Raw genomic sequence first — 22,733 nt, forward strand, 5'->3', positions numbered from 1 at the left:
CCGACACGCCGAATCCGCCGGTGCCCCCGTTCGGCGGGGCGGGCCCGCGTAGCGCGGGTTTCTCCAGGCCGGGACCGCTCCGGCTCAGTGCACGGCGCGGTCGGCGGCGGCGCGCAAGGTAGCCGCGGCTTTGAGGGTCATCTCGTGGTATTCGTCGTCGGCGGTGGAGTCGAGCACGATGGCCCCGCCCGCGCCGATACGCCAGCGGCCGTCGTAGCGGACCGCGGTGCGGATGACGATGTTGAGATCCGCGGTGCCGCCGAGGCCGAGGAAACCGATGGTGCCCGAATAGACGCCGCGTGCTTCGGTTTCCAGCTCGTCGATGATCTCCATGGTGCGCAGTTTCGGCGCACCGGTCATCGAGCCGCCGGGGAAACACGCACGCAGGCAGTCGATCACGTCGACCTCCGGCCGCAGCGTGCCGCGCACGGTGGAAACCAGTTGGTGCATGGTCATATACGACTCGATCGCCATCAACTTCGGCACGTGCACGCTGCCGATCTCGCAGACCCGGCCCAGATCGTTGCGCAGCAGGTCGACGATCATCAGATTCTCCGCCCGGGTCTTCGGGCTGTCGGCCAGGTCCCTGGCCAGCCGCGCGTCCTCGGCGGGCGTCACGCCGCGCGGTGCGGTGCCCTTGATCGGCTTGCTCTCCACCGTGCGGCTGCGATCGATCTTCAGGAAGCGTTCCGGTGAGGAACAGGCGATTTCGAGATCGTCGAAGCGCAGATAGGCGGCGTAGGGCGCGGGGTTGCAGCGGCGCAGCGTTCGATAGAAGTCGAGTCCGTCGTCTTCCGCGGCGGGAATGACGACGCCGTCGGTGAGGCAGATCTCGTAGGACTCGCCCGCCAGCAACCGTTCCTGGCAGACATCGATATCGGCGAGGTAGCGCTCGCGGCCACGGATCAGCAGCGGCTCGACGGCGTCGCCGTCCGACGGGATGTCCAGGGTGGGCGGATTCGCCCAGGTCGGCAGGGAGGCCAAGGTTTCGGCGGTATCGCGCAGCCAGTCCGCGCCCGCGCGCAGTGTCTCCGGCGCCGAATCCGTCAGCGACAGTAGATGGGTGCGCCCGCCGACATGATCGACGACCACGAGCCGATCGGCGAAGAGCCACTGCGCGTCCGGCGTCGGCGCCCGGTGGGCCGCCGCACCGCCGCAGTCCGACTTCACCTCGTAGCCGAGGTAACCGACATACCCCCCGGCGAAATCGAAAGGCAGCGCGGGCAGTTCGAGGCGACGCCGGCGGAGTTCGGCGGCCAGGTAGTCGAGCACGCCGCCCGCGACCACCCGCCGGTGCCCGTCGGACGACTCCACGGTCACCTCGCCGCTGCCGACCCGGTACCGCACGACTTCCGACAACGGTCCGCTCGCGTCGCACAGGAACGAGAAACGGTCCAGTCCGGGCTCGACGTGTTCGCTGTCCAGCCACACCGCGGTGGGGGAGTTGGCGTACAGCCGGACGAAGGCGCTCTCGGTGTCGATGGCCCGCTCGATCACCGTGTGCTGGAGCTGCCACTGTCGCGGCGGCCCGCCGCAGCGATCCAGGTCGGCGGTATGGGCGGGCGCACCGGCGTCGAGGCCGAATTGCTCTGCCCCGGCGGGGAATTGCTCGGGTGCCAGGGTGTCGGCGGCCGACGGGGTGACGGGCGGAGGCGGGTTCGACGGGACGGGCACCGGGCGCAAACGCATCGTCACCGGATCCGTTCGCTGACTGCGGGTTCGGCCGCGGGAGTTCGTCTTCCGGTGCGCCGCAGTCAATTCCGCGAAGTTGCGCAACAGGGTGGCGCCGAATTCCCCCGCGATCGACTCGGGGTGGAACTGCACGCCCCACTGCGGCCTGCCGCGGTGCCGCACGCCCATGATCACCCCGTCCGCCGACAACGCGGTGATTTCCAGGGTGTCCGGCAGGGGCCGCTGCGCGCACAGCGAGTGGTAGCGGACCGCGGTGAAACCCTGCGGCACCCCCGCGAACAGGTCGCGATCGTCGTGTTCGATCCGATCGAGATAGCCGTGCCGTGCCGCGGGGGCCGGGGCGACGATCCCGCCCGCCGCCACCACGATGCCCTGATGGCCCAGGCATACGCCGAGTAACGGCAGCTCGGCCTCGCGGATCACGGTCGCCGAGATGCCGATGTCGCGCGGCACGTCCGGGCGGCCCGGCCCGGGAGAGATCACGATGTTGTCGAATCTGCTCAGTTCGAGCTCGCCTGCCTCGTCATTGCGCACGACAGTCGGCTCGAGCCCGTTCACCTCGCTGATCAGCTGATACAGGTTGTAGGTGAACGAGTCGTAATTGTCGATGAGCAACGTGCGCATGGTGCCCGAAACCCTACGCCGCGCCGATTCCGGCTAACTGTTGTCATGTGCCTTCAGTTTGCTGATTCCCGTGGTGCACAATGTGGGGCATGTCTGTTGCGCAACCGAGCGGCGTGGATCGTGAACTCGTCGACTTCGCCCTCGTCGGCAAGTGGATGGATGAGCAGGGTTTGCCCGCAGGGGAATTCGACGAGGTGACCGCGCTCGGCGGCGGGACGCAGAACGTCATGCTGCGGTTCGCGCGCGGCGGGCACACCTACGTCCTGCGCCGTGGGCCGAAGCATCTGCGGGCCAAGAGCAACGAGGTGATCCGCCGCGAGGCGCGCCTGCTCGGTGCGCTGAACGGGGCCGAGGTGCGCGCACCCCGGGTCATCGCCGCGTGCCCCGACGAGTCGGTGATCGGCGCGGTGTTCTATCTGATGGAGCCGATCGAGGGCTTCAACCCGGCCAACGAGCTGCCCGAGCTGCATGCGGGCGATCCCGCGATCCGCAAGGCGATGGGCCTGTCCGCGGTGGAGGCGATCGCCCGGCTCGGCGCGCTCGATTATCAGGCGCTCGGGCTGTCCGACTACGGCAAGCCGGACGGGTTCCTGGAACGTCAGGTGCCGCGCTGGCTCGGCGAACTCGAATCCTATGCGGCCAACGAGGGCTATCCCGGCCCGCAGATCCCCGGCGTCGAGCGCACCGGGGAGTGGCTGGAACGCCACCGCCCCGCGCAGTGGACGCCCGGCATCCTGCACGGCGACTGTCACCTGGCGAACATGATGTTCGCCTACGACGGCCCGCAGGTGGCGGCCATGGTCGACTGGGAGATGTCCACCATCGGGGATCCGCTGCTCGATCTCGGCTGGCAGATCGCGACCCGTCCGGAACCGGGCACCACCGGCGCGGCGCTGGTCGGCAAGCTGGGTGCGGCGGGCGGGTTGCCCACGCCCGAGGAGATGGTCGCGCATTACGGGCAGTTCTCCGATCGCGACCTGAGCGCCGTCAACTGGTACACCGTGCTCGCCTGCTTCAAGCTCGGCATCGTGCTGGAGGGCACGCACGCGCGCGCGTTCGCGGGTAAGGCACCCAAGCAGGTCGGCGACTTCCTGCACGCCATCACGCTGGAGCTGTTCGAGCGCGCGCAGCGCCTGATGGAGTGATTGTCGGGATGTTGGCGAGGGTTGGCGGAATATCTATCGCAGCTGATATTCCGCCAGGTTAGGTTGGGCGCATGCCGATCGTTCCCGATGTGAAGAATTGGACCTGGGTGGTCGAACGGGCTTGTGCCGATTGCGGTTTCGACCCGAACGGCACCGCGTTCGAAGCCGTGCCCGCGCTGACGCGCGATGCCGCCGTCCGGTTCGCCGACGTGCTCCAGCGTCCCGATGTGCGAGTTCGCCCGGACGACTCGACCTGGTCGCCGCTGGAGTACGGCGCGCATGTGCGCGACGTGTGCCGCCTGTTCGATTCCCGGTTGGCCCTGATGCTCGCCGGCACGCCGGACGGTTCGGTGCCGCGCTTCTCGAACTGGGATCAGGACGAGACCGCGGTCGCCGAGCGATACGACCAGCAGGACCCGGCGCGGGTGAGTGCCGAACTCGTGGACGCCGCGGAGCGGGTGGCCCGTTCGTTCGAATCCGTCCCGCTGTCGCAGCGTCACCTGCGCGGCGAACGCAGCGACGGCTCGATCTTCACGGTGGACTCGTTCGCCCGGTACTTCATCCACGACCTGGTGCACCACGTGCACGATGTGCGGGGCTGATACTAGAACGTGTTCGTGTGGTCCGATCCCTCGTGCCGCTGAATTTTCGGCGCAGTACTAGAACGCGTTCCACTTTTCTCGTAGTGTGGGTGCAGTCACATATAAGCACGTGCATGCGAGAGGGTCGACAGGAATGAAGACGAAGGGCGCGATCCTGTGGGGGATCGACCAACCGTGGTCGGTAGAAGAGATCGAGGTCGGCGATCCGGTCTCCGGCGAGGTGCAGATCCGGCTGGAGACCGCGGGCATGTGCCATTCCGACCATCACATCGTGACCGGTGCGACGCCGATGCCGGCCTTCCCGGTGATGGGCGGCCACGAGGGCGCGGGCGTGATCACCAAGCTCGGGCCGAACTGCCCCGCCGACCTCGCCGTCGGCGATCACGTGATCCTGTCGTTCATCCCCGCCTGCGGGCGCTGTCCGGCGTGCGTGAGCGGAAACATGGCGCTGTGCGACCTCGGCGCCGGTCTGCTGATGGGTCAGGCGATCAGCGACGGCACCTATCGGATCCAGGCGCGCGGCGAGAACGTCATCCCGATGTGCCTGCTCGGCACCTTCTCGCCGTACATGACGGTGCACCACACGTCCGTGGTGAAGATCGATCCCAGCATTCCGTTCGAGGTGGCCTGCCTGGTCGGCTGCGGTGTGCCCACCGGCTTCGGCTCGTCCACCCACGTGGCCAAGGTCGAGCCCGGCGAGACCGTGGTGATCGCGGGCATCGGCGGTGTCGGCATGAGCGCACTGCAGGGCGCGGTGCTCTCCGGCGCGTCGAAGGTCGTGGCCATCGACCCGAATCCGTGGAAGCGGGAGCAGGCACAGAAGTTCGGCGCTACGCACACCTACGAGAGCATGGCCGCCGCGATCATGCCGCTGATGGACGCCACCGAGGGCCGGATGGCGGAGAAGGTCATCCTCACCATGGGCGAGATGCACGGCGACTACATCGAAGAGGGCCTGATCCTCACCGCCAAGGCGGGCACCCTGGTCGTCACCTCGATGGGCCGGATGGACGCCGGTGAGGTGAAGATGAACAGCTTCCTGCTGTCCATGCTGCAGAAGACAGTGAAGGGCTGCATCTTCGGCGGTGGCAACGCCCGCCAGGACGCCCCGAACCTGCTGCGCCTCTACAAGGCCGGCCAGCTCAACCTCGACGACATGGTCACCCGGAGCTACTCCCTCGAGGAGATCAACCAGGGTTACCAGGACATGCTCGACGGCAAGAACATTCGCGGCATCATCAAGTACACCGAAGCCGACTGGTGATTCGCCTCCGCGAGTGGCGCGATGTGCCACTCGCGGCAGCGGTCAGCGGCGGGCGGCCAGTTTGGTGGCGATCTCGGCGATCAGGTCGTAGGGGATCGGTTTGGTGAGCGGGAACTTGAGGGTTCCCTTTCCAGCGCGATACGGCTCGACGGCGCGCTCGAAGGCCTTGTCGCCCGCCGGGATCGGATACACGCTGACGTGGTGTTTCCAGCCGGCGAAGTGGACGACGTTGTGGCCGTTCACCTTGAAGGTCGGGATGTCGTAGCTGATCGCCTCGGTCGCCTCGGGCAGCACACGTTTGATGCTGTCCCGGATCTCTTCGAGGATGCTGCGCACGTCTTCGGGAAACGACGCGATATAGGTGTCGACGGTTGCGGTCTGCTCTACCACGAGGTGCCTCGATTCCGTGAGCGGCTCTCGATTGCGTCGTTGCGAAAGTGGAGCACCGCCAGTCTAAGCAGACTTCGCTACACCTTCTTGCGATACCAGCACTGCGCGTATGGCTGGTCGTTGTGCGGCGCCGACTCCTGGTAGCCGAGCCGCGCGTACAACGCCCGAGCCTCCACCAGATCTCGCCGGGTGTCCAGCACGATCTGCTCGGCCCCCAGCTCACGCGCGGCGTCCTCGGCCGCCGCCACCAGCAAGGCGGCGCCACCCTTTCCGCGCATATCCGCTCGCACGAACACACGCTTCAACTCCGCGGTCGCGGCATCCAGCAGGTGCACGCCCGCCGTGCCCACCGCCTCGCCGTCGAGCCGCCCCACCAGCAAAACCCCGCGCGGCGGCGCGAATTCGTGCCCCTGCACCGCCGCGATCTCCCGCTCGAGTTCCGCCGGATCGGTCGCCCTGTTCTCGTGCAGCCGATACCACCGGTCGCTGACCTCGGTGTAGTACGCGCGCCATAGCTGTGCCGCCGTGGCGGAGTCGAACGGCTCCGCCGCGACGACCCAGGTGCTCGCGGTCACGGTGCGCTCAGTGGGTGCAGCGGAGCAGGGCGTTACGCAGGTTGCGGCTGCGGATGTCGTCGAGGACGGCGAGGCCGAGCCGGTTCATGGTGTAGCCGAAGCCGAGACCGGTGCTGGGGTCGGCGAATCCGAAGGAGCCGCCGAGGCCGGTGGTGCCGTAGGCGCGTTTGTCGGAGCCGAAGCGGAATTCGCCGCCGGACTTGCGGAACCCGAGGTGATAGCGGGTTTTGAGCAGCAGCACCAAATCGCCGGATGGCACGTCGTCGGCGGTGTCCGCGGCGGCGAGCCGATCGAGCAGCGCGTCCTCGATGGGAAGTGCACCGGTACGGCCTGCCGCCGCGCCGTAGATCTTCGCCAGCGATCTCGCATTGCCGACGCCGTTGGAGCCCGGCAGCTCCACCTCGAGGAATTCGCGTCGCGTCGCCCGCACCGGATCGCCGACGCGCGGGTTGGTGAGCGCCGAGTAGGCGAGGCCGCGTTTGGCGGCGAGTTGCGCGGCGATCCGCAGCGGGAGGTCGCGCTCGAAACGCAGCGCGTCCAGCCCGCGGGTCGCGGCCATCGTGGCGATGCGCTCCAATCCCTGTTCGGCGGGCAGCCCGATGAAGAAGTCCAAGCCGAGCGGTTTCGCGATGTCCTCGGCGAAGATTCGCCCGAGCGTGCGCCGATGCGGGTCGACCCGGCGCAGTAGTTCGCCCTGGTACAGCCCGAGCGTGATCGCGTGGTAGCCGTGCCGGGTGCCCGGGCGCCACGCCGGTTTCTGCGCGGCCAGGATCGCGGCGAGCCCGTCCAGATCCGCGATCTGGGGCAACCGCACGATCGGGTCCAGCCCGGACAGTCCGGCCTGATGATCGATCAGTTGCCGGACCGTCACCGCCGCCTTGCCGTGTGCCGCGAACTCGGGCCAGTAGGTCGCCACCGGCTCTTCGTAATCGAGCAGACCCTTCGACACCGCGGATGCGACCGTGAACGCGGCCAGCCCCTTGGTCGAGGAGAAAACCGGGACGATGGTGTCGCGCTCCCACGGCAGCGTCCGGCGGCGGTCCCGATGGCCCGCCCACAGGTCGACCACCGGGCGGTCGCCCGCGTATACCGCGACCGCCGCCCCGATCTCACCGTGCTGGGCGAAGTTGCGGCGGAAAGCGTCGGCGACGGGTCCGAAGCCGGACTCCACCTCGCCGTGGACCGTGGGCGTTTCACTCATAGTCGTTCGATGGTATCGGCGCGCGTCTCGTAGGCTCGCGGGGTGCGTGCACTCGAGCAGATCAGGGATTGGCCGGTCCGGCATGCGGCGGCCGCCGTCGTCGGCGCGGACGGCGCCGCGGCGACCGAGGGCGAGGTCGATCGGGTGTTCCCGCTCGCCTCGGTGACCAAGCCGCTGGTCGCGTACGCGGTGCTGGTCGCGGTCGAAGAGGGCGCGATCGAACTGGATCAGCCGGCCGGCCCGGCGGGGTCGACGGTGCGCCACCTGCTCGCGCACACCTCCGGCCTCGCCTTCGACACCGACGATATCCAGGCCGCACCCGGTACCCGCCGGATCTACTCCAGCGCGGGCTTCGAGGTGCTGGCCCGTTTCGTCGCCGAACAGACCGGCATCGCGTTCGAGGAGTACCTGCGCGACGCGGTTTTCGCGCCACTGGGCATGACCGACTCGGTGCTGGCCGGTTCCGCCGGGCACGCGGCGCGATCCACCGTCGCCGATCTGACCCGTTTCGCGGCGGAATTGCTGAACCCGCAGTTGATCTCCGAACCGACTCATGCCGAGGCGACATCAGTCCAATTTCCCGGCCTGAATGGTGTGCTGCCCGGTTATGGTTCGCAGCGTCCGAATGATTGGGGACTCGGCTTCGAGATCCGCGACGGTAAGTCGCCGCACTGGACCGGAAGCTCGAATTCCCCCGGAACGTACGGCCATTTCGGACAGTCCGGCACATTTCTCTGGGTGGACCCCGCGTCGCGGTTGGCGTGTCTGGCATTGGCCGACCAGAATTTCGGCGACTGGGCCAGGGCGGCCTGGCCGCCACTCAGCGACGCGGTCATTGCGGAGGCGGCACACGCAACACGGGGATGAAGTAACACATGTAACATCGGGCACTCCAGTACACTCAGGCAACACCAGCTGGACGGGTCGTTGGGGAAGACGTCCCCCGTCGACGCTGGAGGTGTTAGTGGTGCGCGCATCGAGTCAGTTCGCGGACGTGACGGCGGGTGTGGTGTACATCCACTCGTCGCCTGCCGCGCTGTGCCCGCACGTCGAGTGGGCACTCACCTCGGCCTTGAGTTCGCCCGCGAAATTGCGCTGGACCGCGCAACCCGCGGACGGCCAATTGCGCGCGACCAGTGAATGGCTCGGACCCGTCGGCACCGCCTCCCGTATTGCGCAATCGCTGCGTTCCTGGCCGGTGCTCCGATTCGAAGTGACCGAAGACCCCAGCGAAGGCGTCGACGGCGAACGTTATTGTTTCGTGCCCGGATTAGGGCTTTGGCACGGCTCGACCAGTGCCAACGGCGACGTGACCCTGGGCGAGATGCGCCTGCGCGCGATGCTGCAAGCCGCAGGCGAACTCGGCAAATACAACAACTACGACCTCGCCGCCGAAATCGACCGCGCGCTCGGCACCCCCTGGGACGAAGACCTCGAGGTATACCGCTACGGCACCGAATCCGGCGCCGAGGTCACCTGGTTGCGCCGCGACGTAGGGTAGATCCCCCGTTCACCGAGGTCGGCTGCACTACACTGCTTTTCGCGGTAGGAGCGCAGTCGCCGACAGGGGGACGGGTGGCGGAACTTTCGACGGAGAGCATTCTCGGCAACATCGGGGGCATCCAGTATTCGGTCGAAGTGACAAGTCGGCCATGGGAATTGGATATCGACGCGATCGTTGTGTCGTTCGGCAGCGTCCTGGGGACCTTGGGCCGGGCACTGGCCGATCAATTCCCCGAATCGGACTGGGGCGCGACCCGCTATCAGGAGATTCGGGCGGCGGCGCCTGTCGTCGTCGACTTGGCCGGGTCGCGGAGTGCGGGCACGCGGCTCCGCCGCGCGATTCTTGTCACGCCCCGCGACGGTATCGGCGACCGAGGTGATGTCACCGCTGACTCGTTGCGTCTGGCTGCCGTGAGTACGGTCGACGCCGCGGCTACCGGCGGCGCACATGCACTCGCGTTTCCGCTCTTGGGTGCCGGAGCGCTGTCCGAGCCCGCCGATCGTGTGTCGGCAGTCCTCGTGCCCGCAGTGATCGAAGCGGCACAGGCCCCGCGCAACCGTGGCATATTCGACCTCGATCGGGTCACATTCATCTGCCAGACAGTCGAGCACGCGGAATTGATACGCAACGACTTCGAGCGGTATCGAGCGGGCTCCGGGATAACCCTGTCCGGCGGTTTGACCAGTGACCTCGTCGACCCGAACGCCGGACTTCCGCTGTCCAGCGATCAACTCGGCTTCGCCCCCTACGTCAGCATGCTGGCCACGGTTATCGCGGATCGAACCACACCGCTGCCGCTGTCGATCGGTGTGTTCGGGGAATGGGGTTCGGGCAAAAGCACATTCATGGCGATGCTGCGCGAACGAATTCGCCTGCTCGCAGGCTCCGACACGGCATATTGCGCGCACATTGCACAAATCGGCTTCAACGCTTGGCATTACGCGGATACCAACCTGTGGGCGAGTCTGGGCGATGAGATCTTCCGGCAGCTGGCGGGTCCGGACATCGACCCGAAGGAACAGGCGAAGCAAATTCGCCGGGAAATCGCCGAGCACCTGGATCAACGGGATCAGCTGACCCTCGCCACTCGGCAGGCGACGGCTACCGTGGCGCGCTTGCAGGCGGAGGTGGATCGGGCCGTCGCCGAACGCCGAGCCACCGCCGGTGATCTCCTGCGGACTCTGCGGCGATCGCCCGCGTTTCAGAGCCGGGTCGAGGACCTGTGGCGGCAACTCGGCGTCACCGATCAGTCCGAGCAGGCGAAACTCTTCGCGGCCGAACTGGACGGCACGCTGAGCGAGGCAGACGGTTTGCGCCGTGCATCGTCGGGTCGCCGCGGTCGTTTCGCGCTGGTGGTCGCGGTGGCCCTGCTGTTCGTCAGTGCCGTCGTGGCCGTGGCGGTGCCGGCCGTGCGGGACTGGATCGCGCCGGCGCTCGGCCTGTTCACCGTGCTCGCCGGTGTCGGTCTCGGCTATCTGAAACGGGCCGGGGACGGGTTGCGCGGATTGCGGACGATCACCGAGGAGGTGCGGACCCACCTGGACCACGCCACCGAAGAATCGGCGCACGCGGAATTGGCAGGCACGCTCGACGAGTTACGTGCCGCCGAAGCGTCGCAGCGCATCGCGCAGGCCCAGCTCGACGATGTCGTCGCGCATGTGGGCGAGCTGGGCCGGGAGCTGGCACAGCTCGAGCCGGGACGCCGCCTCTATTCGTTCCTCGCCGAGCGCGCACAGGGCGATTCCTACTCGGGGAACTTGGGTTTGGTCTCGACCATCCGTAAGGACCTCGCCCAACTCGTCGAGTTGATGGACGATTGGCGCGCCCACCCCGAGGAATGGGCCGGTGCGCAACGACCACCCGACCATATCGTGCTCTACATCGACGATCTCGATCGCTGCCGGCCCGACCAGGTGGTCGAGGTACTGCAAGCGGTGCATCTGCTGCTGGCGTTCAAACTGTTCGTCGTCGTGGTCGGCGTCGATCCCACCTGGTTGCTGCGCTCGCTGCGCAGCCGATACGCGGATCTGCTGCGGGACGACATCGCAGAGGGCGCGGCCGACGCATGGCACACGCCCGCAGACTATCTGGAGAAGATCCTCAACATCCCGCTGGTACTGCCCGCTATGTCGGACGGAAGCCTTGGTCGGCTGCTGCGTTCGATCGCCGATCCACCGGTCACGGCCGCGGAGTCGGCGGACGGGCAGCGCGAAACCTCGGCCCGGGCAACCGATCCGAACGATCGCACGGCACCGCCATCCCGTTCGGACGGCTCCAGTGGCGTGATCACCATCGAGGCCGGATCCGAGGTGGCCGCGCAGGAGAGTTCGATCAGCACAGCGACCGTACCGACGCCGATCGGCGAGGCAGAACTGGCCCTGCTGGCGTCCTTGGACACGCTCATCACCACCCCGCGTGAAGCGAAACGAATCTTCAACCTGTACCGCATGATTCGCGCCACCCGCGACCTCTCCGACGCCTCGCACTTCCTCGGCTCCAACGGGCAATTGGGCGAGTATCAGGCCGTCGTGGTCCTGCTCGGGTTGCTCACCGCGCACCCCTGTCTGCTCGGCGGTGTACTCGACGCGCGGCCCGACCCCCGCAACGATGTCGAGGGTGGCCTGGCGCACCGGGCGGCCGATTCGTCTTGGCGCCAGTTCGTCGCGGATCTCGAACCGCGCTGGTCGGAACCGTCCTGGCGCAATCGGGTTGTCGGATCCTTCCCGGAAAGCCATCTGTCCCAGTGGATCCGGCTCCATCAGGGGGTGACCGACCTCACCGAGGCCGTCGAACTCCCCGACCTCACCGTCCTCCAGACCTGGCTGCCCCGTGTCCGCCGCTTCTCTTACACCTTGGTGACCGCCACACCTCTGGCGACGCCGAGGGTGGTGCTAACCTCCGGGGGTGCCGAACGCGGTTGATCGAAAACAAAAGATAGTCAATGCCATTCAGCGGCGGATCGCCAACCCGATCAGAGTCCGGATGCCCAACCAGGAACTCTTGGAGACCATCGGGCGGGTGAGCGGGGCACCGCGGATCACGCCCATCGGCGGGCGGTTGATCGATGGGTCGTTCTGGCTCGTCTCCGAGTTCGGGGAACGGTCGCAGTACGTACGGAACATCATGGTGAACAACCAGGTGCGGCTGCGTTTGAAGGGGAAGTGGCATTCGGGAACAGCGCATCTGCTGCCCGATCACGACCCCGTCGCATTGCTCGAGAAGCTGCCGAAAGGCAACAGCGCCGGGGTCCGGTTGCTCGGCAACAACCTGCTGAGCATCCGCATCGATCTGGCCACCACCGACTGAACTTCCCCAGGCGGGCGGAAGACTCGGCTTCCGCCCGCGACCGAACAGTGAAAGCGGCTCGCGGCGCCGGGCCGAGGGACTAGCGAACGACGGTGACACCGCCGGTCTCGTGACTCTCGCGGTCCGCGACGGTGTTGCGCAGTGTGCCGATGGTGGCGATCTCGACCTCCACCGTGTCGCCGGGTTCCATCGGCCCGACCCCGGCGGGGCTGCCGGTGAGCAGGATGTCGCCGGGACGCAGGGTGATCCAGCGGGTGGCGAAGGACAGCAGCGCACCGACACCGAAGACCATGTCCGCGACCGCGGCCTGCTGGACCACCTGCCCGTTGCGGCGGGTGACGAGGTGCAGCGCCGACGGATCGGAAACATCGGTCTCGATCCAAGGCCCCAAGGGGCAGAAGGTGTCCGCGCTTTTCGCGCGCGCCCACTGCCCGTCGGACCGCCAGTCGTCCGCGGTGACATCGTTGGCGCAGGTGTAGCCGAGGATGTAGTCCGCGGCCCGATCGGCGGGCACGTTGCGCGCCGTGCGCCCGATGACGACGGCCAGTTCGCCTTCGTACTCCAGCCGCCGTACTTCGGCGGGCCGCAGGATCGTCGCGTCCGGATCGGTGACGGCGTTGGGGGACTTGAGGAACAGCGACGGACGCTGCGGCCACGGCCTGCCCTTCTCGATGATCTGGCCCGCGTAATTGCTTCCCGCGCACACGATGGTGCGCGGCTCGCAGGGGGCGAGCAAGGTCTGCTCGGCCAGCGGGCCGACCTCTGCTCCGGGCTCGTTGTCGAGCGAAAGGCAGTGCACCATATCGCCTATGACGGCCCCGCGCGCGGCTTGACCGTCGCGGGAATAGCGGACGATACGCATGTTGTCTCCTATTCGCCGGCCGGCCCGGCCAGTGCCTCGCGCACCAGCTCGACCGGGTGCCAGGCGGTGCGTCCCGCGCCGTGGAAGATCTGCTGCCGGCACGACACTCCGGTCGCTGCCACGATCGTGTCGTCCGGTTCCGCGGCGAGGGCCGGGAAGAGCCGGTCGCCGCCGACCGCCATCGACGTGTTGTAATGCTCCGATTCGAAGCCGAACGAGCCCGCCATGCCACAGCAGCCGGAGTTGATCTCTTCGACCTGCACCCCCGGAATCCGCCGCAGCAGTGCCATCGTCGCGGCCGTGCCGACCTCGGCCTTCTGGTGGCAGTGCCCGTGGAACACGATCCGGCGACCGGCGAAAGCGCCGCTCAGCGACAGCCGGCCCGCGTCGATCGCCTCGACCAGTAATTCCTCCACCTGTTTGACTCGGGCCGCGACCGCGCGCACCGCGTCCACGTCCGGCACCAGCGCCGCGTGCTCGTCGCGCAGCATGAACAGGCACGAGGGCTCGCAGCCGACGATGGGCGACCCCGGCTCGGTGTGCGTGGTGAGCGAATCGATCAGTCCCGCGGCCTTTTTCCGGGCGTCGTCGAGCAGTCCCTTGGACATACTGGAACGGCCGCAGCAGCCGCCGCTCGCGAGTTCCACCTGCCAGCCCGCCAGTTCCAGCAGTTCGATGGCCGCCATGCCGATGTGCGGTTCGGTATAGGTGGTGAAGGAATCGGCGAGCCAATTGACGGTGCCCAGCGGGGCGGGCACAGCCGGGGTGGCCCGCCGATGCTTGCGGAAGCCGCGAATCAGGTTGGCCCGCTGGAACACCGGTAGCGGACGAGCGGCGGTGATGCCGAGCGTGCGATCCATCATCCGCCGCGCGAAACCGATCCGGCCGGGCAGGTTCGACAGCGGCGCGGTCGCCGAGCCGAGCCGGTTGAGCGCGCGAATCGAACCGAAAACCCTGGAGCGCAGGGGTGTTCCGTGGATCTCGTGATGATGTGCGAGGGTCTCGGCTTTGAGCGAGGCCATGTCCACGCTCATCGGGCACTCGCTCTTGCACGCCTTGCACATCAGGCACAGATCGAGGATCTCGTGCAACCGCTCGTCGCCGAGCGCGGCATGCGGATCCGGCGCGGAGAGCGCCTTGACCAGCGCGTTGGCGCGGCCGCGGGTGGCGTGCTCCTCGTTCTTGGTCGCGATGTAGGACGGGCACATCACACCCGTGGTGGCTTTGCGGCACAGGCCGATGTTCATGCAGCGATCCGCCGCGCCGCGCATGCCGCCGACGACCTCGAACTTCAGTGCGGTGGTGAGCGGCGGCGCGGGCGGCAGTGCGTCGCGGTCGCGCAGATTCTCGGTCATCGACGGCGCGTCGACGATCTTGCCCGGATTCATGATGTTGCCGGGATCGAAGAGCCGCTTCACTTTTCGCATCGTCTCGTACAGCTCGTCGCCGAAGATCTCGCGGTTGAACTCGCTGCGGGCGAGACCGTCACCGTGCTCACTGGAGTTCACCCCGCCGTATTCGGCGACGAGTTTCTGCACTGCCTCGGCGACCGTGCGCATCTTGGCCACCTCGTCGGGCCGGGTGAGATCGACGAACGGACGGATGTGCAGGCAGCCGACCGAGCAGTGGCCGTAGAACCCCGCCTGCATCTGGTGCTCGTCGAGAATCTCCTTGAACCGCTTGGTGTATTCGGTCAGGTGCACCGGGTCCACGGCGGTGTCCTCGACGAAGGCGAGCGGGCGGCGGGTGCCCTCACCCGCGGCCATCAGCAGCCCGAGGCTGGATTTGCGGACCTTCAGCAATGCCGTTTGATCGGCGGGCGTGACGGCGCGCAGTGTGTGATAGCCGTGCCCGTTGCGCTGCCAGAGCGCCTCCAGCCGGTCCAGCTCGGCGACCAGGCGCGTCTCGTCGTCACCACTGAACGAGACGAACAGCAGCGCACCGGGATCGCCGACCAGGATCGTGCCGAGTTCGGCGTATTCGATCTTCTGCCTGGACAATTCGAGAATGGTGCGGTCCATCAGCTCGACCTGGTTCGGGTCGCAGCTCAGTGCGTCGGTGGTGGCCGCGATCGCGCTCACGGTGTCGGTGAAGTGGCCGACCGCGTAGACCGTCCGGGCCGGCTTGGGCACCAGGTCGACCAGCGCATGTGTGACGATCACCAGCGTGCCCTCCGCGCCGACCACGAATTTGGCGAGGTCGAACGGTTTCTCGGCGCCGAAGCCCACCAGCCGGTCGAGCCGGTACCCGCCCGCCCGGCGCCAGAACACCGGCATACCGGCCTCGATGATGTCCACGTTGGCCGTGACGAGATCCGAAAGCTCTTGGTATATCCGGCCTTCCAAGGTGGGCGCGGTGGCGCGGCGCTTACGCTCGAGCTCGTCGACCGATTCCAGCCTGGCCCGGGAGCCGTCGGCGAGCACCACGTCCAGCGCCCGTACGTGATCGATCGTCATGCCGTAGGTCAGCGAACCGCTGCCCGCGGAGTTGTTGCCGATCATGCCGCCGATGGTGGCGCGGTTGCTGGTCGAAGTGTCCGGCCCGAACATCAACCCGTGGGCGGCGGCGGCCTGGTTGAGCTGGTCCTGCACCACCCCGACCTCGACCAGCGCGGTGCGGGCCACCGGGTCGAGCTGCACGATCCGATTCATGTGCCGGGACAGGTCGAGCACCAGACCGGGGCCGATGGTCTGCCCGGCCAAGCTCGTGCCCGCGCCGCGCGCCACGATGGGCACCCCGAGTTCGCCTGCCGCGCGCACCGCCGCCGCGACGTCGTCCGCGTCACGGGGAAAGGCCACGCCCGCAGGCATTATCGAATACATGCTCGCGTCGCGGGCGAAGATGTGGCGGCTGTAGTCGTCGAAAGCCACCTCGCCGGTCATGGTTTCGCGCAGGGCGCGCTCCAAGCGGGCCGACACCTCGGCTGCCGCGCTGTCGATCGTGGGGGAGTTCATGGGGATTCCTTCTGGATCCGTGGGAGTTCGCCGAAGGGGGACACGGCGGCCGGGCCCGCTCTGCGGAACCGGCCGCCGTGGTACTCAGACGAGCGGGGCCCGATCCGGTGCTGACTGCTGCGCCGGCTCGACCCGTGCCTTGTCGACCGGGAGTGGCTCGACCACCATCGATTGCGTTGCCTCGCGCAACTTTTTGCGCAAGGTCAGCACGAGCAGCGCTGCGGCGCCGAACACCCCGCCGAAGAAGGCCTGGGTGAGCGCGTACCCACCGCCGCTGAGATCGCTGAGCCAGCCGCCGATGTACGGCCCGAAGAAGCTGCCGAGGTTACCGACGCCGTTGATCAGCCCCAAGCCCGCGCCCGCGGCGGCCACCGGTACGAGCTTGGTGACCGTCGCCCAGAACGGGCCGTACCAGGCGATCGAGGCGGCGGTGCCGAGGATCATCGCCCCCAGCACCAGCCACTTCTGTTGCGGTGAAATCAAACTCGCGCCACCGAGGATGATCGCCGCCGCACCGAGTACCAGCGACATGTGTGCGATATGGCCGCCCCGTTTGTCTGCCGACCGGCCGATGAGAATGATGGCCACGCCCGCCGCGATCTGGGGCAGGATCGCGACGAGACCCACCTTCATATCGGTGTGGAACGCCTTCTTCAACACGCTCGGCAGCCACAGGGTGAGGCCGAGCAAGCCCATCTGCGTCAGGGTGTAGATCAGGGCGAAATGCCACACGATCCGGCTGGTGAACGCGGCCTTGAAGGTGCCACGGTGTTGCAGCGGTTCCCCTTCCTCGAGCCGGGAACGTTCGATGTAGTCGCGTTCGTTCTTCGACAACCAGCCCGCCTTGGCCGGCGTATCGCGAATCACCGCGAGCCAGGCGATGAGTCCGACGATCAGCGGCGCGCCGCCCTGGATGATGAACATCCAGCGCCAGTCGGTGTAGGTCAGCAGGATGCCGGAGAACGGCGCGGCGACGATCGCCGCGATCGGGGTGTACAGCTTGAAAATCGCGTAGGCCCTACCGCGTTCGGCGAACGGGAACCACGACCGGATGGTGGCCATCAGCGCGGGTTGTACGCCGCCCTCCGCCACCCCGAGCAGGAATCGGGCCAGCAGCAATTGGCCGACGGAGTTGGTGAAGCCCTGGGCCATCGCGGCCACGCTCCATAGCACCATCAGGATCGCGATCCACTTTCTGGCACTCCATCTTTCGGCCATGTAGCCGCCGGGGATCTGCAGTAGCAGGTAGCCCCAGAAGAAGATGCCGCTCGCGAGGCCCTGCTGCGCCTTGGTGAGCCCCATATCGGCTTCGAGATGGGTGAGGGCGAAGCTGATATTGGTCCGGTCGATATAACAGATGACGTAGATGAAGACGACGACCGGCAAAATATAGGTCCAGCGCTTCATTTCGGAGAAGCGCCGGATGGGAGAGGTCCGCTCGGACAACGACCTACCTCCTCGTAGGTGACCGGCGTGATCGGCGCCGGTGGAATATCGGATCCCGGCTCGTGGGGGAGCCGGGTGAGAGTCGCTCGTGGCGGAGCATCGAGAGTCGAGCAGGAGGCTGTCGAAGCGGGGGCCCAGCTGGGAGCGAAAGGGACGGGACGAGAACAGATTCGGCGCGCGCCGAGCGCTATTCGGCGCGTAACACCGCGAGCGCGGCGGGCAGCCCGGCGGGGTCGACGGTGACGCCCGCCAACTCGAGCCCCATCTGCACGCCGGACAGCGTGCCCGCGAGCATCAGATCGTTGAAGTGGCCGAGGTGGCCGATCCGGAAGACGCGTCCGGCGAGCTTGCCGAGCCCGGTGCCGAGCGACATGTCGAAGCGCTCCAGGATGATTCGGCGCACCTTGTCCGCGTCGTACTCGGTGCCGAGCAGCACGGCGGTCAACGCGCCGGAGTATTCACGCTCGTCGGCGCACAACACCTCCAGGCCCCAGCCGTGTACGGCGGCCCTGGTGGCGGCCGCGTGCCGGCGGTGTCGTGCGAAGACGTTCGGCAGGCCTTCTTCCTCGAGCATGAGCAGGGCTTCGCGCAAGCCGTAGAGCAGGTTGGTCGCGGGTGTGTAGGGGTAGAAGCCGCGCTCGTTGTTGTCGAGGATCGGCGTCCAGTCCCAGAAGGATTTCGGCAGTCGCGCTGTCGTCGCTGCCGCCAGGGCCTTATCGCTGATCGCGTTGAAACTCAGCCCGGGTGGCAGCATCAGCCCCTTCTGGGAGCAGGCGACCGTCACGTCGACGCCCCAGTCGTCGTGCCGGTAGTCGATGGATCCCAGGGACGAGATCGTGTCGACCAGCAGCAGCGCCGGATGGTCGGCCTCGTCGATGGCGGCGCGGATCTCCGGTATCCGGCTGGTGACACCGGTCGAGGTCTCGTTGTGCACGACCATCACCGCCGCGATTTCGTGTCCGGTGTCGGCGGCGAGGCGCTCGGCCAGGGCCGTCGGGTCGGCGCCGTGGCGCCAGTCGCCCGGCACGAAATCGACGGTCAGGCCGAGGCGTTCGGCCATGTCCCGCCACAGGCTCGCGAAATGGCCGGTCTCGAAGGCGATTACGCGATCGCCCGGGGAAAGGGTGTTGACCAGGGCCGCCTCCCAGGCTCCGGTGCCGGAGGCGGGATAGACGACAACCGGGTTGCCGGTGCCGAAAACCGGTTTGAGCCGGTTCAGCAGATCGAGCGCGAGTTCGGCGAACTCGGGCCCGCGATGGTCGATGGTCGGTTGCGCGATGGCGTGCAGTACCCGGTCGGGGACGTTGGTCGGTCCGGGGATCTGCAGGAAATGCCGTCCGCTGTGCGCGGTCATCACATCAATTTCCAATCTGTGCCGTGTTATGGCACACTGTGCCGTGAGAAGGTTCAGCAAGGGTAGGGATGTGAGATAGAGGAGTCAAGACTTTGCGCAATGTCCTCAACACGCTGCGGGTATTGGAGGAGGTCGCGGCCCGGCAGCCGATCGGCGTCGGCGAATTGTCGAGAGTGCTGGATATGCCCAAGAGTTCGGTGCAGCGGGTGCTGGTCACCCTGGACACGGCCGGGTGGATTCGCCCGGCGTCCGGGGAGATCACCCGGTGGGTGCTGACCACGAAGGCGCTGGCGGTCGGCAGCCGGGCCGGGGGCGATCTCGGGCTGCGCGGAGTGGCGCTGCCGATCATGGAGAACCTGCGCAGGCGCACCGAGGAGACCATCCACCTGACCATCCCGGAGGACGGCAAGATGGTCCTGATCGAGCGGCTCGAGACCGACAAGCCGGTGCGCACCAACATGGCGCTGGGACACTCGTTGCCGCTGCACGCCTCCGCGAACGGCAAAGCCGTACTCGCGCACAGCGATCCCGATACCGTGCGCAAGCTGGTGGCCGGTGAGCTGCCGCGCTACACCGACACCACGATCACCGATCCGGCGGCGCTGCAGGCGGAGCTGGCCGAGATCAAGGCGCGCGGATTTGCGGTGAACCGCGGCGAATGGCGCTCCGATGTCGGCGCGGTAGCGGCGGTGGTCCTGGACGGCGCGGCTAAGCCGATCGCGAGCCTGAGCGTGAACGTGCCGATCAGCAGGCTGACGGCCGAATCCGAGCCGGCCTGGGGCGCCGCGGTGCGCGAGGCGGCGCACACGATCGGTGCGCGCCTGAGCAAGTGAGCCGGGGCGCAACCGTTTTCGCGCACCCGCCGCGGGCGGGCCGGAGCCGGGTGCGCGAAACCGGAAGGCGTGCGGTCAGGACAGGTGCCGGGCGGCGATCCGTGCCCCGAGCTGCCGCAGCAGGACCTCGCCGTCGGTGAGGCAGCGCCGCACGTCGGGCTCGATCGACAGCAGCGAATACGCGGCCGTAAAACCGGACTCGTGTAAGCGCCACTCCGGCAGCGTGTTCCGTCCGCACACGGCGACCACCGGTACGCCCGCCGCGCCTGCTGCCGCCGCGACGCCCGCGGGCGCTTTGCCGTGCAGCGTCTGCTCGTCGAGCGTGCCCTCGCCCGTCACGACCAGATCCGCCTGAGCGAGCTGCCGGTCGAAATCGACCAGGTCCAATACCAATTCGATGCCCGGCGCCAGCCGGGCCCCGAGCACTGCGATGGCCGCGAAGCCGACGCCGCCGGCCGCGCCCGCCCCTGGAGTGTCGCGGAGATCGCTGCCGGTCGTCGCGGCGACAACGTCGGCCCAATGCCCCAGTGCCGCATCGAGGATGCTCACCTGCGCCGCGTCCGTGCCCTTCTGCGGCCCGTAGACGGCTGCCGCGCCGCGGGAGCCGAGCAGCGGGTTGTCCACGTCGCAGGCGACGGTGAACTCGACCCCGGCGGTTCGCTCTCGCAAAGCCGTGAGGTCGAGGGTGGCGACCTCGGTGAGAGCCGCACCCCCGTCACCGATGTCGGCGTCTTCCGCGTCGAGCAGGCGGGCACCGAGGGCGCGCAGCAGTCCCGCGCCACCATCGGTGCCCGCACTGCCACCGATGCCGAGCACCACGTGTCGGCAGCCCGCGGCGATCGCCGCGGCGATCACCTCGCCCGTGCCGCGGCTGGTCGCGGTCATCGGCGCGAAGTCCCCGCCGGGCAGCCGGACCAGCCCCGAGACGTCCGCCAGTTCCACCACGGCCAGGTCGTCGCGCCGGGCGTAAGCCGTGTCGACCGGTTCTCCGGTCGGCCCGGCGGCGGTCACCGGTACGGCCGTGAACCCGGCGGCCAGCGCGGCGGCGACGGTTCCGTCACCGCCGTCGGCGACCGGGACGACGGAGATCGCCGCATCCGGCAGTACTTCCCGGATTCCGGCGGCGGTGGCGCGTCCGACCGCCGCAGCGGTCAGCGAGCCCTTGAACTTGTCGGAGGCGATCAGCACGCGTGGCATCGGGGCGTCAGTCCAGCAGTGCTGTGGCTGTTGGTGCGTCTGCGGCGGAGGCGGCTAGTTCTTCGAATTCGACGATGTTGTCGATCTCGAGGCCCATGGACACGTTGGTGACCCGCTCGAGGATGACCTCGACCACCACCGGCACACGATGTTCGGCCATCAGCTTCTTCGCGTCTTCCAGTGCGGGACCGATGTTGTCGGGTTCGAAGACCCGGATCGCTTTGCAGCCCAACCCTTCCGCGACCTTGAGATGATCGACACCGTAACCACCGACCTCGGGACTGTTGATGTTGTCGAAATCGAGCTGAACATAATAATCCATATCGAACTGCCGTTGCGCCTGCCGGATCAACCCCAGATACGAATTATTCACCACCACATGGATATACGGAATATTGAACTGCGCCCCGACCGCCAACTCCTCGATCAGGAACTGGAAATCGTAATCACCCGACAACGCCACCACCATCGCATCCGGATCCGCCGTCGCCACCCCCAACGCCGCAGGCAACGTCCACCCCAACGGCCCCGCCTGCCCCGCATTGATCCAATGCCGCGGCCGATACACATGCAACAACTGCGCCGCCTGGATCTGCGACAAACCGATCGTACTGACATAACGCACATCGCGCCCGAACGCCCGGTTCATCTCCTCATAAACACGCTGCGGCTTGATCGGCACATTATCGAAATGGGTCTTCCGCAACCCCTCCTGCTTCCGGGACCTGACCCGATCCGCCCACTCCGTCCGATCGGCGAGGGTGCTCGCGGCTTTCATCTCCCGCGCGACCTCGATAAAAACTTCCAACGCCGCACCGGCATCCGAGACCACCCCCAAATCCGGGGAAAAGACCCGCCCGATCTGCGTCGGCTCGACATCGACATGCACGAACCGCCGATCCCGCGTATACGTCTCCACCCCACCGGTATGCCGATTCGCCCACCGATTACCGATCCCCAACACGAAATCGGACTCCAGCATCGTCGCGTTCCCATACCGATGCGAAGTCTGCAACCCCACCATCCCCGCATGCAACCGATGATCATCACCGATCGCACCCCACCCCATCAACGTCGGCACCACCGGCACCCCCGTCACCTCCGCGAACTCCACCAACAACCCCGCCGCATCCGCATTCACCACCCCACCACCGGCCACGATCACCGGCCGCGCCGCCGCGTTCAACATCCCCAGCACCTTCACCGCCTGCCCCCGCGACGCCACCGGCCGCCCCACCACCAACGGCTCATACGCCTCGATATCGAACTCGATCTCAGCCAACTGCACATCAATCGGCAAATCGATCAACACCGGACCCGGCCGCCCCTCCCGCATCACCCGGAACGCCTTCGCGAACGTCCCCGGCACCTGCCCCGCCTCCAACACCGTCACCGCCCACTTCGCCACCGGCCCCGCCACCGCAGCAATATCAACCGCCTGAAAATCCTCCTTATGCAACTTCGCCACCGGCGCCTGACCCGTAATACACAAAATCGGAATCGAATCCGCACTCGCCGAATACAACCCCGTAATCATATCCGTCCCCGCCGGACCCGACGTCCCCACACAAACACCGATATTCCCCGCCACCGCCCGCGTGAACCCCTCCGCCATATGCGACGCCGCCTCCACATGCCGCGCCAGCACATGCCGCATCCCCCCATGCGCACGCATCGCACTATAAAACGGATTAATCGCCGCCCCCGGCAAACCAAACGCCTGACACGCCCCCTCCTTCACCAAAATCGCCACCGCAGCATCAACCGCACGCATCCGAGCCATC

At 67.4% G+C, this 22,733-nt stretch carries 18 protein-coding genes; 8 read left to right on the forward strand and 10 right to left on the reverse strand.

Annotation, left to right across the window (positions count from 1 at the left end):
* Positions 1-84: 84 nt before the first annotated feature.
* On the reverse strand, positions 85-2,316 hold the full coding sequence (gene pabB, locus O3I_RS10535; protein WP_014982890.1) for an aminodeoxychorismate synthase component I: 2,232 nt from the start codon (positions 2,314-2,316) through the stop codon (positions 85-87).
* Positions 2,317-2,396: 80 nt separating this feature from the next.
* Here pabB and O3I_RS10540 point away from each other — a divergent pair, with 80 nt between their 5' ends.
* The 3 genes from O3I_RS10540 to O3I_RS10550 all read left to right on the forward strand — a co-directional run bounded on the left by O3I_RS10540 (position 2,397) and on the right by O3I_RS10550 (position 5,327).
* The gene (locus O3I_RS10540; protein ID WP_081593949.1) at positions 2,397-3,461 is read left to right on the forward strand and encodes a phosphotransferase family protein; all 1,065 of its coding nucleotides are present in this window, start codon (positions 2,397-2,399) and stop codon (positions 3,459-3,461) included.
* Positions 3,462-3,532: 71 nt separating this feature from the next.
* Positions 3,533-4,063 carry a DinB family protein gene (locus O3I_RS10545; protein WP_014982892.1) on the forward strand — a complete coding sequence of 177 codons (531 nt, stop codon included), beginning with the start codon at positions 3,533-3,535 and terminating at the stop codon, positions 4,061-4,063.
* A 133-nt stretch (positions 4,064-4,196) separates the two neighbouring features.
* A complete protein-coding gene (locus tag O3I_RS10550; RefSeq protein WP_014982893.1) occupies positions 4,197-5,327 on the forward strand; it encodes an NDMA-dependent alcohol dehydrogenase in 1,131 nt (376 codons plus the stop codon).
* Positions 5,328-5,369: 42 nt separating this feature from the next.
* Here O3I_RS10550 and O3I_RS10555 read toward each other — a convergent pair whose 3' ends face one another.
* The 3 genes from O3I_RS10555 to O3I_RS10565 form a co-directional block, all read right to left on the reverse strand.
* Entirely contained in the window at positions 5,370-5,717 is a 348-nt protein-coding gene (locus O3I_RS10555; RefSeq protein WP_014982894.1) for an iron chaperone, read from the reverse strand.
* A gap of 77 nt (positions 5,718-5,794) precedes the next feature.
* Positions 5,795-6,292: a GNAT family N-acetyltransferase gene (locus O3I_RS10560; RefSeq protein ID WP_014982895.1), complete on the reverse strand. Its 498-nt coding sequence runs from the start codon at positions 6,290-6,292 to the stop codon at positions 5,795-5,797.
* 7 nt (positions 6,293-6,299) lie between these two features.
* Positions 6,300-7,493, reverse strand: coding sequence for a serine hydrolase domain-containing protein (locus tag O3I_RS10565; RefSeq protein ID WP_014982896.1), 1,194 nt, complete (start codon positions 7,491-7,493; stop codon positions 6,300-6,302).
* 42 nt (positions 7,494-7,535) lie between these two features.
* Between O3I_RS10565 and O3I_RS10570 the strand changes: the two genes are divergently transcribed.
* From O3I_RS10570 to O3I_RS10585, 4 genes are all read left to right on the forward strand, one after another.
* Positions 7,536-8,360 carry a serine hydrolase domain-containing protein gene (locus O3I_RS10570; RefSeq protein WP_014982897.1) on the forward strand — a complete coding sequence of 275 codons (825 nt, stop codon included), beginning with the start codon at positions 7,536-7,538 and terminating at the stop codon, positions 8,358-8,360.
* A gap of 100 nt (positions 8,361-8,460) precedes the next feature.
* A complete protein-coding gene (locus O3I_RS10575) occupies positions 8,461-8,994 on the forward strand; it encodes a DUF3145 domain-containing protein (RefSeq protein ID WP_014982898.1) in 534 nt (177 codons plus the stop codon).
* Positions 8,995-9,068: 74 nt separating this feature from the next.
* The gene (locus tag O3I_RS10580; RefSeq protein ID WP_014982899.1) at positions 9,069-11,918 is read left to right on the forward strand and encodes a P-loop NTPase fold protein; all 2,850 of its coding nucleotides are present in this window, start codon (positions 9,069-9,071) and stop codon (positions 11,916-11,918) included.
* 13 nt (positions 11,919-11,931) lie between these two features.
* Positions 11,932-12,303, forward strand: coding sequence for a nitroreductase/quinone reductase family protein (locus O3I_RS10585; protein ID WP_424769580.1), 372 nt, complete (start codon positions 11,932-11,934; stop codon positions 12,301-12,303).
* Between the two features lie 79 nt (positions 12,304-12,382).
* On the opposite strand, the gene O3I_RS10590 is transcribed toward O3I_RS10585, so the two are convergent.
* From O3I_RS10590 to O3I_RS10605, 4 genes are all read right to left on the reverse strand, one after another.
* Positions 12,383-13,165, reverse strand: a complete 783-nt coding sequence (locus O3I_RS10590; protein ID WP_014982901.1) for a fumarylacetoacetate hydrolase family protein — start codon at positions 13,163-13,165, stop codon at positions 12,383-12,385.
* Between the two features lie 8 nt (positions 13,166-13,173).
* Positions 13,174-16,119 (reverse strand): FAD-binding and (Fe-S)-binding domain-containing protein, encoded by a 2,946-nt coding sequence (locus O3I_RS10595; protein ID WP_014982902.1) that lies wholly within the window; start codon positions 16,117-16,119, stop codon positions 13,174-13,176.
* Positions 16,120-16,203: 84 nt separating this feature from the next.
* Positions 16,204-17,565, reverse strand: coding sequence for an MFS transporter (locus O3I_RS10600; protein WP_014982903.1), 1,362 nt, complete (start codon positions 17,563-17,565; stop codon positions 16,204-16,206).
* Between the two features lie 187 nt (positions 17,566-17,752).
* Complete coding sequence (locus O3I_RS10605) at positions 17,753-18,919, reverse strand: pyridoxal-phosphate-dependent aminotransferase family protein (protein ID WP_014982904.1); 1,167 nt, start codon at positions 18,917-18,919, stop codon at positions 17,753-17,755.
* Positions 18,920-19,011: 92 nt separating this feature from the next.
* On the opposite strand from O3I_RS10605, the gene O3I_RS10610 reads away from it, so the two are divergent.
* Positions 19,012-19,752 (forward strand): IclR family transcriptional regulator, encoded by a 741-nt coding sequence (locus O3I_RS10610; RefSeq protein ID WP_014982905.1) that lies wholly within the window; start codon positions 19,012-19,014, stop codon positions 19,750-19,752.
* Positions 19,753-19,827: 75 nt separating this feature from the next.
* Here the strand turns inward: O3I_RS10610 and O3I_RS10615 are convergent, their stop codons facing one another.
* Together O3I_RS10615 and gcl are read right to left on the reverse strand one after the other, a co-directional pair.
* Positions 19,828-20,949, reverse strand: coding sequence for a glycerate kinase (locus tag O3I_RS10615; protein ID WP_014982906.1), 1,122 nt, complete (start codon positions 20,947-20,949; stop codon positions 19,828-19,830).
* Between the two features lie 7 nt (positions 20,950-20,956).
* The gene (gene gcl / locus O3I_RS10620; RefSeq protein ID WP_014982907.1) at positions 20,957-22,732 is read right to left on the reverse strand and encodes a glyoxylate carboligase; all 1,776 of its coding nucleotides are present in this window, start codon (positions 22,730-22,732) and stop codon (positions 20,957-20,959) included.
* Between the last annotated feature and the right edge of the window lies 1 nt (position 22,733).

The organism is Nocardia brasiliensis ATCC 700358, from assembly GCF_000250675.2.
Lineage (GTDB): Bacteria > Actinomycetota > Actinomycetes > Mycobacteriales > Mycobacteriaceae > Nocardia > Nocardia brasiliensis_B.

Excerpts from the sequence above, each read along its gene's own strand:
- O3I_RS10615 (WP_014982906.1), bottom strand. The coding sequence starts at position 20,949 with ATGCCACGCGTGCTGATCGCCTCCGACAAGTTCAAGGGCTCGCTGACC.
- O3I_RS10550 (WP_014982893.1), top strand. The coding sequence starts at position 4,197 with ATGAAGACGAAGGGCGCGATCCTGTGGGGGATCGACCAACCGTGGTCG.
- gcl (WP_014982907.1), bottom strand. The coding sequence starts at position 22,732 with ATGGCTCGGATGCGTGCGGTTGATGCTGCGGTGGCGATTTTGGTGAAG.
- pabB (WP_014982890.1), bottom strand. The coding sequence starts at position 2,316 with ATGCGCACGTTGCTCATCGACAATTACGACTCGTTCACCTACAACCTG.
- O3I_RS10595 (WP_014982902.1), bottom strand. The coding sequence starts at position 16,119 with ATGAACTCCCCCACGATCGACAGCGCGGCAGCCGAGGTGTCGGCCCGC.
- O3I_RS10590 (WP_014982901.1), bottom strand. The coding sequence starts at position 13,165 with ATGCGTATCGTCCGCTATTCCCGCGACGGTCAAGCCGCGCGCGGGGCC.
- O3I_RS10545 (WP_014982892.1), top strand. The coding sequence starts at position 3,533 with ATGCCGATCGTTCCCGATGTGAAGAATTGGACCTGGGTGGTCGAACGG.
- O3I_RS10540 (WP_081593949.1), top strand. The coding sequence starts at position 2,397 with ATGTGGGGCATGTCTGTTGCGCAACCGAGCGGCGTGGATCGTGAACTC.
- O3I_RS10605 (WP_014982904.1), bottom strand. The coding sequence starts at position 18,919 with ATGACCGCGCACAGCGGACGGCATTTCCTGCAGATCCCCGGACCGACC.
- O3I_RS10565 (WP_014982896.1), bottom strand. The coding sequence starts at position 7,493 with ATGAGTGAAACGCCCACGGTCCACGGCGAGGTGGAGTCCGGCTTCGGA.